The sequence below is a fragment of the Roseovarius ramblicola genome (assembly GCF_042430665.1).
In the GTDB taxonomy this organism is placed as follows: domain Bacteria; phylum Pseudomonadota; class Alphaproteobacteria; order Rhodobacterales; family Rhodobacteraceae; genus Roseovarius; species Roseovarius ramblicola.
Genome location: NZ_JBHMEC010000009.1, coordinates 1 through 12,350, shown reverse-complemented (window position 1 = coordinate 12,350; position 12,350 = coordinate 1). Strand labels below are relative to the sequence as shown.

At 63.3% G+C, this 12,350-nt stretch carries 14 protein-coding genes and 1 tRNA gene; 12 read left to right on the top strand and 3 right to left on the bottom strand.

The genetic code is table 11. The features are described from left to right. Positions 1–33 precede the first annotated feature (33 nt). The 5 genes from ACFFU4_RS05435 (at position 34) to ACFFU4_RS05415 (ending at position 4,992) form a co-directional block, all read left to right on the top strand. A complete protein-coding gene (locus ACFFU4_RS05435) occupies positions 34–1,875 on the top strand; it encodes a DUF294 nucleotidyltransferase-like domain-containing protein (RefSeq protein WP_377067857.1) in 1,842 nt (613 codons plus the stop codon). A gap of 3 nt (positions 1,876–1,878) precedes the next feature. Beyond that, positions 1,879–2,385, top strand: a complete 507-nt coding sequence (locus ACFFU4_RS05430) for a hypothetical protein (RefSeq protein WP_377067855.1) — start codon at positions 1,879–1,881, stop codon at positions 2,383–2,385. A 34-nt stretch (positions 2,386–2,419) separates the two neighbouring features. Beyond that, positions 2,420–2,800: a response regulator transcription factor gene (locus tag ACFFU4_RS05425; protein WP_377067853.1), complete on the top strand. Its 381-nt coding sequence runs from the start codon at positions 2,420–2,422 to the stop codon at positions 2,798–2,800. Continuing rightward, on the top strand, positions 2,797–4,863 hold the full coding sequence (locus tag ACFFU4_RS05420; RefSeq protein ID WP_377067851.1) for a 3'-5' exonuclease: 2,067 nt from the start codon (positions 2,797–2,799) through the stop codon (positions 4,861–4,863). Before ACFFU4_RS05425 ends, ACFFU4_RS05420 begins: the two co-directional genes overlap by 4 nt. Before the next feature lie 55 nt (positions 4,864–4,918). Next, positions 4,919–4,992: transfer RNA gene (locus ACFFU4_RS05415), tRNA-Gly, on the top strand. 394 nt (positions 4,993–5,386) lie between these two features. Here the strand turns inward: ACFFU4_RS05415 and ACFFU4_RS05410 are convergent. Further along, positions 5,387–6,046, bottom strand: a complete 660-nt coding sequence (locus ACFFU4_RS05410) for an SRPBCC family protein (protein ID WP_377067849.1) — start codon at positions 6,044–6,046, stop codon at positions 5,387–5,389. Positions 6,047–6,292: 246 nt separating this feature from the next. Here ACFFU4_RS05410 and ACFFU4_RS05405 point away from each other — a divergent pair, with 246 nt between their 5' ends. Next, positions 6,293–6,409 carry an SDR family NAD(P)-dependent oxidoreductase gene (locus ACFFU4_RS05405; protein ID WP_377067847.1) on the top strand — a complete coding sequence of 39 codons (117 nt, stop codon included), beginning with the start codon at positions 6,293–6,295 and terminating at the stop codon, positions 6,407–6,409. A gap of 139 nt (positions 6,410–6,548) precedes the next feature. Beyond that, a complete protein-coding gene (locus ACFFU4_RS05400; protein WP_377068223.1) occupies positions 6,549–6,845 on the top strand; it encodes an SDR family oxidoreductase in 297 nt (98 codons plus the stop codon). Here ACFFU4_RS05400 and ACFFU4_RS05395 read toward each other — a convergent pair. Then, positions 6,811–7,485, bottom strand: a complete 675-nt coding sequence (locus ACFFU4_RS05395) for a GntR family transcriptional regulator (RefSeq protein ID WP_377067845.1) — start codon at positions 7,483–7,485, stop codon at positions 6,811–6,813. The genes ACFFU4_RS05400 and ACFFU4_RS05395 overlap by 35 nt on opposite strands. Positions 7,486–7,626: 141 nt before the next feature. Here ACFFU4_RS05395 and ACFFU4_RS05390 point away from each other — a divergent pair, with 141 nt between their 5' ends. Next, a complete protein-coding gene (locus tag ACFFU4_RS05390) occupies positions 7,627–8,784 on the top strand; it encodes a M24 family metallopeptidase (protein ID WP_377067843.1) in 1,158 nt (385 codons plus the stop codon). A 2-nt stretch (positions 8,785–8,786) separates the two neighbouring features. Then, positions 8,787–9,596 carry a carbon-nitrogen hydrolase family protein gene (locus tag ACFFU4_RS05385; RefSeq protein WP_377067841.1) on the top strand — a complete coding sequence of 270 codons (810 nt, stop codon included), beginning with the start codon at positions 8,787–8,789 and terminating at the stop codon, positions 9,594–9,596. Between the two features lie 108 nt (positions 9,597–9,704). On the opposite strand, the gene ACFFU4_RS05380 is transcribed toward ACFFU4_RS05385, so the two are convergent. Then, a complete protein-coding gene (locus tag ACFFU4_RS05380) occupies positions 9,705–10,166 on the bottom strand; it encodes a VOC family protein (RefSeq protein ID WP_377068221.1) in 462 nt (153 codons plus the stop codon). Between the two features lie 159 nt (positions 10,167–10,325). Here ACFFU4_RS05380 and ACFFU4_RS05375 point away from each other — a divergent pair, with 159 nt between their 5' ends. From ACFFU4_RS05375 to ACFFU4_RS05365, 3 genes are all read left to right on the top strand, one after another. Next, a complete protein-coding gene (locus ACFFU4_RS05375) occupies positions 10,326–11,213 on the top strand; it encodes a LysR family transcriptional regulator (RefSeq protein WP_377067839.1) in 888 nt (295 codons plus the stop codon). Between the two features lie 105 nt (positions 11,214–11,318). Beyond that, entirely contained in the window at positions 11,319–11,942 is a 624-nt protein-coding gene (gene wrbA / locus ACFFU4_RS05370; RefSeq protein WP_377067837.1) for an NAD(P)H:quinone oxidoreductase, read from the top strand. Beyond that, entirely contained in the window at positions 11,942–12,313 is a 372-nt protein-coding gene (locus ACFFU4_RS05365) for a hypothetical protein (protein WP_377067835.1), read from the top strand. Before wrbA ends, ACFFU4_RS05365 begins: the two co-directional genes overlap by 1 nt. Positions 12,314–12,350: the final 37 nt, after the last annotated feature.

Sequence of the window (12,350 nt, the reverse complement as noted above, 5' to 3'; positions counted from 1 at the left end):
TGTTTTCAGATACTTCCCCAGAAAGGCCCGGCGATGCGCCAGACCGACCCCGCCCTGATCGACACGCTGTGTGCGCAGGCGCCATTCGACGCGCTGACGGACGAGATGCGCGCGCGCCTCGCGCCCGACCTCGACCTGATCGAACTGGCAATAGACGAGACGCTCTTTGCCAAGGGCGCGCCGCTCAGGGGGCTTTACGTTGTCATTTCGGGCGCGTTCGACATCCAGACCGGGGCCAATGACCTCGTCTCGCATCGCGGCCCCGGCGACATAATGGGTGAACGTGGCCTGTTGCGCGACGGCACCGCGCAACTGACGGCCCGCGTCTCGGAGCCCGCACGCCTGATCCTGATCCCCACGGCGCATTTCCTGGATCTTATGGAGAGGTGTGACGGGATCGCCCGCTGGTTTGCGCGTGCACGGCCTACAGACCCGACCGACAGCGGACCCTACGCCACCGGCCTTACAGCGCTTCAGGTCTCTGACCTGATGGCGCAGCATCCCGTCACCTGCCCGCCGGACACCACCATTACAGAGGTTGCGCGACTGATGCGCGATCACGTAATTTCCTCGGTCGTGGTGATGGAGGATGACAGGCTCGCGGGCATCATCACCGCCCATGACCTGACCAACAAGGTGCTGGCCGAGGGGCTGGACGGGCAAATCAAGGTAAGCCGCGTGATGACGCCGGACCCGGTGACCATCGCGCCGGGGCGGCTTGGCCTCGATGCGCTGATGCTGCTGTCGGAGTTGAAGGTCAACCATCTGCCGGTGGCACAAGGCGGGCGCGTGGTGGGGATGATCGGCAAGACCGACCTGTTCCGCCAACAGGCCGCCACGGCGAGCCACATGGTCGCCGATATCACCCACGCCGATACGCCCGATGACATGGCGCATGTGATGGAGCGTGTGCCGGGTCTTCTGGCGCAGCTTGTGCGGGCGGGGGTCAAGCCCGCCTCGATCACCCGCCGGATCACCGATATCACCGATGCGATCACCCGGCGGCTCTTGCGGTTGGCCGAGGCGCGGATTGGCCCGCCGCCGGTTCCCTATCTCTGGGCCGCCTGCGGCTCTCAGGGGCGGCGCGAGCAGACCGGCATCAGCGATCAGGACAATTGCCTGATCCTCGACGACGCCTTTGACCCCGCGCAACACGACGCCTATTTCGCCGATCTCGCCAAGTTCGTCAGCGACGGGCTCGATACCTGCGGGTTCTTCTACTGCCCCGGCGACATGATGGCGACCAACCCGCGCTGGCGGCAGCCGCGCCGGGTGTGGCGCGAGTATTTCGCGGGCTGGATCGCGCAGCCCGACAACGAGGCGCAGATGCTGGCCTCGGTCATGTTCGACCTGCGCGCCATCGCGGGCGAGGCGGCGCTCTTCGACAACCTGCAGGCCGAGGTTCTGGCGCAGGCCAAGAAGAACTCGATCTTCGTGGCGCACATGATCTCGAACGCGCTCAAGCATACCGTGCCGCTGGGACTATTTCGGGGGTTTGCTCTTATCCGGTCGGGCGATCACAAGAACACCATCGACCTCAAGCATTCCGGCGTCGTGCCGGTGGTCGATCTGGGGCGGATTTATGCGCTGCTGGGCTCGTTGGAAGAGGCGGGCACCCGCGACCGGATCGAGGGCGCGCGCGCGGGCGGCGTGATCTCGGAGAGCGGCGCGCATGATCTGCTCGATGCCTATGACCTCATTGCCGAGACGCGCCTGCGCCATCAGGCCGCGCAGATTGCGGGGGGCAAGACGCCCGACAACTTCATGAACCCGTCCGATCTGTCGGATTTGGAGCGCAATCACCTGCGCGATGCCTTCATGGTGGTCAAGACAATGCAATCAGCCATCGGACAGTCACGCGGGGCAAGAGGATGACCCATGTTCTTTGAACTCATCGCCACATTCGCCGCAGGTGCGGTCGCCGCCGGTCTCGCCCTCATCGCGGGGCATCTGAGCGGCGGACGTCTGCCCAAATGGATTACCCCGGTGATGGCCGGGATCGCCATGCTGGGTTATGCGATCTGGTCGGAATATAGCTGGGCCGGGCGCACCACCGACGGGCTGCCCGAGGGGGTGGAGGTTCTGGTCACGGTCGAGGAGACGCGGGTCTGGAAACCCTGGACCTATGTCATCCCGCAGACCACGCGGATCATGGCGCTCGATCGTGAGAGCGTGCAGACCAACCCCGATGCCCCCGGTATCCTGCTGGCCGATCTCTATTTTTTCGCACGCTGGACACCGCCCGCGAAACGCCCGCAGCTTGTGAACTGCGCAGAGGGTGCGCGCGCCGATGTGAGTGCGGCGGCGCTGGCCGACCCGTCCGAGGCCGCGTGGAGGAGCATGGCCGAGGATGATCCGCTGAGCGAGGCGCTCTGCCAGACGTGAGTGCATCGGACATGACCGGGAGAGGAGGCCCGCAATGTCGCAAAAATCCGTTCTGCTCGTCGAGGACGAGGACAACATCGCGCTGGCGCTGACCCATCTGATCGGGCGGGCGGGCTATGCCCTGCGGCGGGTGGCGTCGGGCAATGCGGCCCTCGATGCGCTGGCCGAGGCGCGCCCGGATCTGGTGGTTCTCGACGTGATGCTGCCGGAACGCTCGGGCTACGAGATTTGCCAATTGATCCGCCGGGATGCGGCGCTCAACGGTATCAAGGTGCTGATGATCACGGCAAGCGGTGGCGCGGCGGAGCGGCGCAAGGGGCTGGCCGCGGGGGCCGATGCGTTCATGACGAAGCCCTTTGCCATGGCGGACCTCACCGCGCAAATCCATGCGTTGCTGGGGGAGGGCACGCCATGATCGAGCGGTTGACCGAGCGGTTGGGCCTGCGGCTGCGCTTTGCGCTGTTTTTTGCCGCCATCGGGTTGGGCGGTGCGGCGTTGATCGCGGGGGCACTGATTCTGGGCCATATGCGCGCGGGCGGGCCGCCCGATGGCTATGTCATCGCCGGGTTGATCGGGGGGCTGGGGCTGCTGGGGCTGGCGGCCTGGATCGGGCTGCTGTTCGATGAAAACGTCGCCAAGCCGATCCTCGCGCTCGCCTCGGATCTGACCACCCGCGCCCGCGCAGATGTGGACTTGCAGATCGACGAGGGACAGGCCAAGCATCTCAGCACGCTGGCCCCCGCCGCCAACGCGATCAACGCCGCGCTATCAGAGGCGCGCGCCGCCCGGCAACGCGCGGTCGAGCGCGAGACCGCCCGCATCGCCCGGGAAAAGGCGCTCTTCGAGGCGCTGTTTCGCGATCTGGGCGAGGGCGCGGTGGTGGCCACGCCCGACAACCGGGTGATGCTGTATAACCGCATGGCGCAGGAGTTGCTGGGCGAGATCGGGCTTGACCGTCCGCTCTCGGCCTTCCTGCGGCCAGAGCCGGTGATGGACGCGCTGTCGCGGATGCAAAAGGCCCGCGTGCGCGGCGAAGTCACCGCCGAGACTTTCCTCGCCGCTTCTGCCGATGGTCAACGGTTCCTGTTGGGCCGTGTCAGCCCGATCCTGTCGGATGAGGAACTGTCGGGCCATGTCCTGATCTTCCGCGACGCGACCGAGGATCTGAGCGCGCATGCCGCCCATGATCACCTCTTCACCGCGCTGATGGAGGGGGTCCGCCGACCCGCAGGCACCATCGGCGCGCTGCTGGAAGTGCTGCAATCGGTGGATGATCTCGCGCCCGGAGACCGCGTGCGGATGCGGCAGGGGATCGAGGAAGAGGTGGCGCGGCTATTCACCTGTCTCGATGATTTCAGCGCGCGCCATGCCGCGATCAAATCGCGCCGCTGGCCGATGTCGCCGGTCGCGGTGAGCCATGTGTTCGACGGGGTGCGCGCGCATTCCGATGCCGATGTCAGGATCGCCCGCAGCGAGGCGATGCTGGCCTGCGACGGCTTTGCCGTGACCACGCTGCTGGCGCAGGTGTTACGGCACCTGACCGAGGACAGGACGCGTGATGCGCTCACCCTCTCGGCAGAGGTGGAAGGGGGCGAGATCCGGCTGATCCTAGGCTGGCAGGGCGAAGCAGTGACCGACGGGCAACTGACCGGCTGGCTGCGCGCCCCGCTCTCGGAGGCGTATGGTGCATATTCCGGGCGCGATGCGCTGGCCGCGCATCAGACCGACATCTGGGCCGAAACGGCTACTATCGGTCACCGGATCGTGCTGCCGCTGGCCTCTGCGTCACCCGCTCTGGCCCCCGGCGATGCACGGCCCGAATTCTACGATTTCAACCTGCCCGAGGCCCCCGGCGGTGATCTGGCCGAGCGGTCGCTGTCGGATCTCAGCTTTGTCGTCTTCGACACAGAGACCACGGGCCTGTCGCCGCGTGGCGGCGACGAGATCGTGCAGATCGCGGGGCTACGCATCGTCAACGGGCGCATCCTGCGCGGCGAGACGTTTGACACGCTGGTCAATCCGGGTCGGGCGATCCCGTCCGCCTCGACCCGGGTGCACCACATCACCGATGCGATGGTCGAGGGTGCGCCGGGTATTGCCGAGGCCGGGCAGCGGTTTCACGATTTCTGTCAGGGTGCGGTGCTGGTGGCGCATAACGCGCCGTTCGATCTGGCGTTTTTGCGGCTCAAGGAGCAGGTGATCGGGCGGCGGTTTGACAATCCGGTGCTGTGCACCGTGCTGATGTCGGCGGGGCTGTTCGACCATACCGGGCAGCATACGCTCGACGCGCTCTGCGACCGGTTCGGCGTGCATATCCCGCCCGAGGCGCGCCATACCGCCATGGGCGACACGGTGGCCACGGCCGAGGTCTTTGTGCGTATGCTGGCGCTGCTGCGCGACAATGGGGTCACAACGCTGGGCGGGGCCATCGCAGAGGAGGGGCGACAGACGCGCCTTCGCAAGGCGCAATCCTACTGAACGGCCCGGCAGCCGCTTGACCCGCGCGTCGCGCTGTTTTACACGCAATGGCGCTGCGGGCGTTGTGTAATGGTAAGACCTCAGCCTTCCAAGCTGATGATACGGGTTCGATTCCCGTCGCCCGCTCCAAACCTACAATAATTGAGAACTGTACACCATATATTGTGCAATTTGATCTCTTTTGCCTGTATGTGGTCTCCATTCTCGAAATGGAAATCTTGCACCGAACGCAAAGTTCTCACCAGGCTGCTCAATGGGCCGATGAACTGACGCGCTGTGTCAGCGCGTGGGGCGTATAGTGAAGCTGAAAGTCCATTGCCCATAAATCGCGGCTTGAGTGGGGTCTTTGCGCTGCGGATGACATTACGGGCGGATTGTGTTGAAAAACTCTGCAACTTGAAATTCGTCTAAAAATTTTGGAATAGCGGGCCCTCATGTCACCCTTGGGCAAACTGTGTTTGCGCGACGGAGCTTTCGCGGGAGGATGTTCTGCAGATTGTGCTTCTTATTCGCAGCACACCGACTATTTCAACACAATCGGCCGAGACCGGCGGGGGCCGGTTGTCACCGACGCAGGGGGCGGATCCTGATTTCCGCTGCACGATACTCCAATGTCTGCATGGCAGACAAAAGCGGCTCTCGCTCCGGTCGGCAAGAACGTCCAGACGGCATTACGGGACGAACCGTTCTTTGGACTACCGGTGCCTGACCGTTCCGCGTCGGCGCGTCTGTTGACCGTGACCAGGCGACCCTCCTGACGCTGCACCTCGCCGTCCTCAAGCAAATGCTTCAGCTTTTCCAGGTTCGACGCGACGGCGCGCCTGATCCGGCGGACGGCGAAAAACGCGATCACGCCCGGGTATCCGGTTTCGAGATCCCAACTGTCGAAGAGGCGGGTGCCGCGCCCGGTCGGCCGGAACCCGATATGCCGGCGGGCGACCGGCGCACCCTCCACGGTCTCCACGGTCAGGCTGTTTCCGGCATCCATACTGGTGATTTCGGTATGTTGACTGTCGGTCTTCCGCGTCTGGAAGTAGCGCGCCCCGACCGCGGGGCCGTCTCCGCTCTCCTGTCTCACGTCCACCACGTAGTCATTCCAAAGCGGAATGTTGCGTTGGTCGGCGACGAAGGCGAAGACGGTGTCTCTCGGCACCGACAGGTCGATCTGGTTCTCGAACCTCATGCCGCCTCTCCCCTGACTTGTGTGCTCGCGAGTGCCTTGCCGTGCGGGTCAAGGGTGGCCCGATCGGCCAGTCGACGGGGCGCGCCGGGATCGTGACTGGGCAGGTAGACCGTCGGACGCTGCGCGGCATAGGCGAGGATCCGGCGGTGCGTCTCGATCTCGGCCTCAAGGTCGTGCCGATCCCGTCTGCGACCATCCTGATCAGGTGGTCCTCGGTATAGGAGGTGTCGCTACGCGATCCGGGCGATGCGCCCCCGGGGCGCGGGGGCGGTCATCAATATCTCGTCCCGCTCGGGCCTCGTGGGTATCCCGGCCGCGGCGGCCTATGAGTCTTCGAAGGCCGCGGTTCGCAACCACACATAATCGGTCGCGCTCTACTGCGCCGAGCAGGGGCTCAATATCCGCTGCAACTCGATCCACCCGGCCGCCGTGCTGACCCCTATGTGGGAGCCGATGCTGGGCACCGGTCCCGACCGCGAGGCGTTTCGTCGCGGACGCGCCCCTGCGCCGCTTCGGCGACCCGGACGAGGTCGCGGCGCTCGCGGTCATGCTGGCCTTGGATGAGGCGGCCTACATGACCGGGGCCGAACTCAATATCGACGGAGGCTTGCTCGTCGGATCGGCAGCGGCGCCGAAGACCGACTGCTATGTTGCCACCCTTGATCCTGACCGAAAGTCCTCCCCGGAGCGGCCGCGCCGCAGCAGTGGACATCTTGGCGAAAGCCCGCGCTGGACCGGTCGCAGCCCATGTCTTAAGACTGCCTCTATACTTTCGCAGAGCCGAGGATATGCGTCTTGATCCGTTTGTAGCCGTATCCAATATGGGTGCGCTGGATGTATCCGATGGCCTCTGCGTCGTCATGCTCCAGCGCGGTGGCGACATCGAGCAATTCCGCCTCCAGTGCCTGCGCGGCATCTGCCCCCAAGAGGGTGCCGACGCGGTGCCATGTGCTGGCCGCTTGGTAGTAGGTCTGCCACCAGAATGCCCGCAGCGTTTCGTTGCCGATCAGGCTGGCGATCAGTTCGTGCAGGTCATGGTTGATCTCGACATATCGGCGGACGTCGAAGTGCCCGTCAAGGGCGTGTGCGGTTGCCAGCATCGCCTTGACCGACTGTCGGTGCCGATCGGTGATGGCATTGGGCGATATGCGGCCGATGAGCCCCGCCAGTTCCAGCCGCATGTCATAGACATGGCGGATCTGCGTATCCGTCAGGGCGACAACCACAGTGCCGACGCCGTTTCGGGTCTCGACCAGGCCCAGATGGCTGATCCGGCTGAGCGCGTCGCGCACCGGGGTGCGGCTGACACCGAATTCGGTGGCCAGTTCAGCCTCCTTCAACTGGTCCCCCGGCTTGTAGTCGAGAAAGCAGATGCGCCGAAGAATTTCGGCCTGAATGGTCTCGACCGTGGTTTTCGGCGCATCGGGATCGGTTGACATCGTTTACGGCTCCTTGCCCATGCTGCATACATGAGAGGTGTTTTTCTGGCAACATGTCGCCAATTGGCTCGCCTTGACGGCGTGGCTGCATACAGCTAATGCAATCAGCCGGCTCTCACGGTCCATTCAAAGGATTGCATCATGCTCGATCAGGCACGCACCCGCACCCGCGATCTTCAGACCCGCATGAGGGATCTCGGCATTCGCCGGGCGGTTTTCACCGACGAAAGCTCTATCGCCTATCTGGCCGGGTTCTGGGGCTACCTGGGGATCGAATTCGGCCGCCCTACGATGCTGGTGGTCAATGCCGAGGACGCCCCCATCGTCATCACGCCGCTGATGGAGTCCGAGATGGTGGCTGCCATGACCTGGGTCGAGGATGTGCGCACCTGGGAGGATATGGGCCAGAACAGCTGGGGCCGTGCGCTCGCCGGGGCGCTGGGTGAAGCGCCCGAGGCGGTTTGGGTCGAGCGTGGCTCGATCCCAGCGATTGTGCGGAATTTTCTCGATGACAGCTATCCCGGCGTGCCGATCAAGGACATCTCACCCGTGCTTGGTGCGCTGCGGATGATCAAGACGCCGTTCGAGATCGAGGTGATGAAACAGGCGGGCCAGATCGCGGGTGCGATGATGGCCGCTGCCCATGGCAGCCTGCGCGAGGGCCTGCCGGAGTACGAAAGCGCGCTGGCGGTGATCGAGGAGGGCTCGCGCAAGGCGGCGGACTTCCTGACCGATACCGGGTGGGACCGCTTTGTCTCGCCGATGATCCACAACCTTCAAATCCTGCAAAGCGGACGCGACACATCGATGGTGCATCGGCGCGCCTCTGTGCGGCGGTATCAGCGCGCCGATCCGGTCTATTTCTGCTTCTGCAACATGGCGCAGTTCAAGCAATACAAGCTGGGCTTTGATCGCATGTTCCATATCGGCGAGGTAACGGACGAGGCCGCGCGCGTGCAGCAAGCCGCGATCGACGCCCAGCAAGCTGCTTTGGCCGCCATCCGCCCCGGTATCGAAGCTCAAGAGGTCTCCGCCGCGGCGAACGAAATCTATGCCGTGCGCGGGTATGAGACGGGCTATCGCACGGGGCGCTCCATCGGCGTCGCCTATCTTGAGGCGCCGGAACTGAAGGCCGGTGACACCACGATCCTGAAACCCGGCATGACCTTTGCGGTCGATGGCGGTATCTCGGTCGACGGGGTCACGGCGGGGCGCATCGGCGACAGCATCGTGGTGACGGAAAGTGGCTTTGATTATATCACCGATTACCCCCGCACCCTGCTGATATCGGAGCACTGACCATGCGGGGCGTGTTCCATCTGGCTGTCGGTCAGGCCCCGGCGGACTTGCCTGCGCCGGGCAACCGGCTGGATTGGTTGGCGGGCATCCTGCCTGAGACTGCCGCGCAAGGGGCTGACTTGCTCCTGCTGCCCGAGCTTTTTGCCACAGGCTACAACATCGGCGATCAGGTCGCCGCCCGCGCCGAGCACGCCGATGGCCCGACCGCCGGGCGCATCGCCGGATTGGCGCGTCAGTATTGCGTCGCCATCCACTACGGCTTTGCGGAACGCGATGGCGGCGCAATCTTTAACGCGGCGCAGTGCTTTGGCCCCGATGGCGCGCATTTGGGCGGGCACCGCAAACTGGCCATCCCGCCGGGGTTCGAGCGGGATCATTTCACGCCCGGCCAAGGCTGCGCGCTGTTCACCTACCGTGATGTGCGGATCGCCACGCTGATCTGCTACGATGCCGAGTTCCCGGAAGCCGCCCGGCATGTGGCCGCACTGGGCGCCGAAATCATCCTCGTGCCCACCGCGCTTGGGGCGCAATGGGGCTGGGTTGCGCAAAGGATGATCCCGACGCGGGCCTATGAGAACGGGGTCTTTCTGGCGTATGCCAACAGCGCGGGCGACGAGAACGGGCTGCGCTTTCTTGGGGAAAGCTTTATCGCAACGCCGGACGGTCAGGACCTGGCCCGAGCGGGATCAGAGCCGAGTGTGATCTATGGCGATCTGCATCTTGGCAAGATTGCAAAGGCACAAGCACGTCTCCCTTACCTCAAGGACCGTCTGACTTTGGCCTTTAGCAATCCGGATGTAGACATCGGGTAAAGGTCGGTTTTGGGAGCCGCATTGCAGAGTCCGGTAAAAAGGTGAACGGCAGCAATGGCCGTTCGAGAAAATCGGTGTCCATAAGACCCAGCGGACGTATGTTTCGGATTACGCATTCGGCGGGCCAAACCAGCCCGGGGCCTTGGCGACGAGTTCAACGGAGTTGCCATCGGGATCGAAGGTGAAGACGCCGCGCCAGCCGACCCAATCGAAATACTCCACTTTGTAGTCACGACCAAGATGCTCGTACCATGCGATGACGGCGTCTTGCTCACCCCAAGGCAAGGTGAGTGCAAGGTGGTGCAGAGATGATCCGGGCCCGGTTTCGGGTGGCGTCGCTTTTCCAGAGGTCCGACCTGCACCCTCGATATCATGACGAAACAGGGCCAAAACGGTGGTATGCCCGCCGAACCCCTCTGCAATTCGTAAGAAGACAATGGGACTACTGTCTGCGTCATTGAGAGGTTCAAGCCCGATCACATCCCGGTAGAAAGCGGTCATTGCAGGGAGGTCGACGCATCTTATGGCGATTTCACCAAGCGCGCGGACCTTGAAACCCCGTTGAGTCATTGCGTGTCTCCAGAGTCTGGAACCAGAATTCAGGCTTCCGGTACTCATGCTGAAAAGTGCTTTGCGGCACAGCCATTCTTACTTTTGCGTGGTGCCTGTTTCGCCAAGCATTCGCATGCGGTCATTTCTTTCATACCCGGATCGTGCTTTTAATCAATCATGGACAAGCTGTCGGTCATGAACGCGTTTTGCCGCATCGTCGAGCGCAGCAACTTCGCGCGCGCTGCGGAGGACCTTGGCGTGTCGCCCGCACTTTTGAGTCGAGAGGTCAAGCTTCTGGAAGAAAGCCTTGGCGCAAGCTTGCTGACACGCACCACACGCACGATGTCGCTGACTGAAAACGGCCAGCTTTTCTATGACGAGGCACTCCGAATTCTAAGCGCCGTTGACCAGATCGAGGACCGCATCCGCGAGGGTGCCGGAGAGGTCACCGGGCATCTCAAGATCAACGCGCCGAGCTCGTTCGGTCAGGTGGTGATCGCGCCCATGCTGCCGAACTTCCTTGACCAATATCCCGACTTGCGGGTGACGCTTTCGCTCGATGATCGCGTCGTCGACATGATTGAGGGCGGCTTCGATGTCTCGATCCGCATCCGTCCCATCATGCCGGATTCGGCGCTCATCGCCCGCAAGATCGGAACCATCCGGCAACGTATCTTTGCCTCTCCCGAATACGTCGCCAAGCATGGCTCCCCGACGTCACCGGACGAGATTGTTCGACACCGTATCATGGGGTTCCTGTTCGCGGATCACCTGACGACATGGACGTTGCACGGGCTTGACAGGATCATTGATGTGCCCCTCGACCCAGCGGTGCGGGTCGGCAATAGCCTTGTCCTCCGGGATCTTCTCATCTCAGGACGGGGGCTCGGGACCTTGCCTGATTTCATCTCTGATGCCGAAGAGGCAAACGGCACGCTCGTCCGTGTGCTCCCGGACTACGAACTACCGGCACCTGGAATTTTTGCGCTCACGGGCTCCCGGCTTGGGCTGGATGCGCGTGTGACCGCGTTCCTCGACAATCTCACAGAGGCCCTGCGGGATTGATATTCGTCAACCTGTGTAAAGAGTGATCTTACAGCGCGCCGGTTATTCCAGTGCGCGCAATGACCGATCTTCCTGGCAGTTCAAACACAGCCAAGGAGATCTCCTGTGACCCGCATTCTCGTTCTCTATTATTCCAGCTATGGCCATGTTCGCACGCTCGCAGAGGCCGAAGCCGACGGCGCCCGTAGCGTGGCCGGCACGACGGTCGATATCCGTCGCATTCCCGAGACAATCCCGGAAGCGGTCCGCGAAAAGGCGGGCTTTGTTGTTGACGAAACGTCCGAGGCCGTTCCTGGCGATCTCGCCAATTACGATGGTATTCTCTTCGGCACGCCGACCCGTTTCGGGATGATGGCGGGCCAGATGAAGCAGTTCCTCGACCAGGCCGGCGGCCTGTGGGCGCAGAACGCGCTGGTCGGCAAGGTCGCGGGGGTCTTTGCTTCTACAGGCTCCCAGCATGGTGGCCATGAGGCAACCCTGCTCTCCACCCAGATTCCGCTGCAGCATTTCGGCATGCTGATCGCCGGGATGCCCTACACATTTGCGGGCCAGACGTCTCGGGAGGGGATCATCGGTGGTGCGCCCTACGGCGCGGGAACAATCGCCGGTGCCGATGGCGCGCTGACACCGACCGAGACCGACCTTGCCGGTGCACGGTTCCAAGGCGCGCATGTAGCAAGGATCGCCGCACAGCTTGCGACGGGCGCAGACAGGTCGGAGGCCGCGTGATGGCCCGTCCTCTGACCATCGTTTTCTACCACGACGTTGTTTGCGTCTGGTGTTTCAACATCTCGTCCCGCCTGCGCAGGTTGGCAACCGAGTTCGACCTTGACGTAAGGCACCGGACCTTTGTGTTGCAAGACAGCCCTGAGGAGATGAGGAAAAGTTGGGGCAGCCCCCAGCAGGCGCGCAAGACCATTCTTGTCCATTGGGCCGCATGCCGAAGGGCCAGCGATCACCCCGAATGCATAAACATCAAAGCGATGCGCCGGGCCCGTTTCGACTATCCGCATGGAAAGCTCGCTGCACTGGCCTGCAAGGCGGCCGAAATGCTCTCCGGCGAAGCCGGACTGAGCTACCCCCCGAAATTCGGACACTGACATAAGCTACGATTTGCAGTCTGCTGATCTTCGACGA

What these genes read in the sequence shown, in the direction of transcription:
- ACFFU4_RS05435 (WP_377067857.1), top strand. Translation starts at nt 34, where the DNA reads ATGCGCCAGACCGACCCCGCCCTGATCGACACGCTGTGTGCGCAGGCG.
- ACFFU4_RS05430 (WP_377067855.1), top strand. Translation starts at nt 1,879, where the DNA reads ATGTTCTTTGAACTCATCGCCACATTCGCCGCAGGTGCGGTCGCCGCC.
- ACFFU4_RS05425 (WP_377067853.1), top strand. Translation starts at nt 2,420, where the DNA reads ATGTCGCAAAAATCCGTTCTGCTCGTCGAGGACGAGGACAACATCGCG.
- ACFFU4_RS05420 (WP_377067851.1), top strand. Translation starts at nt 2,797, where the DNA reads ATGATCGAGCGGTTGACCGAGCGGTTGGGCCTGCGGCTGCGCTTTGCG.
- ACFFU4_RS05410 (WP_377067849.1), bottom strand. Translation starts at nt 6,046, where the DNA reads ATGAGGTTCGAGAACCAGATCGACCTGTCGGTGCCGAGAGACACCGTC.
- ACFFU4_RS05405 (WP_377067847.1), top strand. Translation starts at nt 6,293, where the DNA reads ATGCGCCCCCGGGGCGCGGGGGCGGTCATCAATATCTCGTCCCGCTCG.
- ACFFU4_RS05395 (WP_377067845.1), bottom strand. Translation starts at nt 7,485, where the DNA reads ATGTCAACCGATCCCGATGCGCCGAAAACCACGGTCGAGACCATTCAG.
- ACFFU4_RS05390 (WP_377067843.1), top strand. Translation starts at nt 7,627, where the DNA reads ATGCTCGATCAGGCACGCACCCGCACCCGCGATCTTCAGACCCGCATG.
- ACFFU4_RS05385 (WP_377067841.1), top strand. Translation starts at nt 8,787, where the DNA reads ATGCGGGGCGTGTTCCATCTGGCTGTCGGTCAGGCCCCGGCGGACTTG.
- ACFFU4_RS05380 (WP_377068221.1), bottom strand. Translation starts at nt 10,166, where the DNA reads ATGACTCAACGGGGTTTCAAGGTCCGCGCGCTTGGTGAAATCGCCATA.
- ACFFU4_RS05375 (WP_377067839.1), top strand. Translation starts at nt 10,326, where the DNA reads ATGGACAAGCTGTCGGTCATGAACGCGTTTTGCCGCATCGTCGAGCGC.
- ACFFU4_RS05365 (WP_377067835.1), top strand. Translation starts at nt 11,942, where the DNA reads ATGGCCCGTCCTCTGACCATCGTTTTCTACCACGACGTTGTTTGCGTC.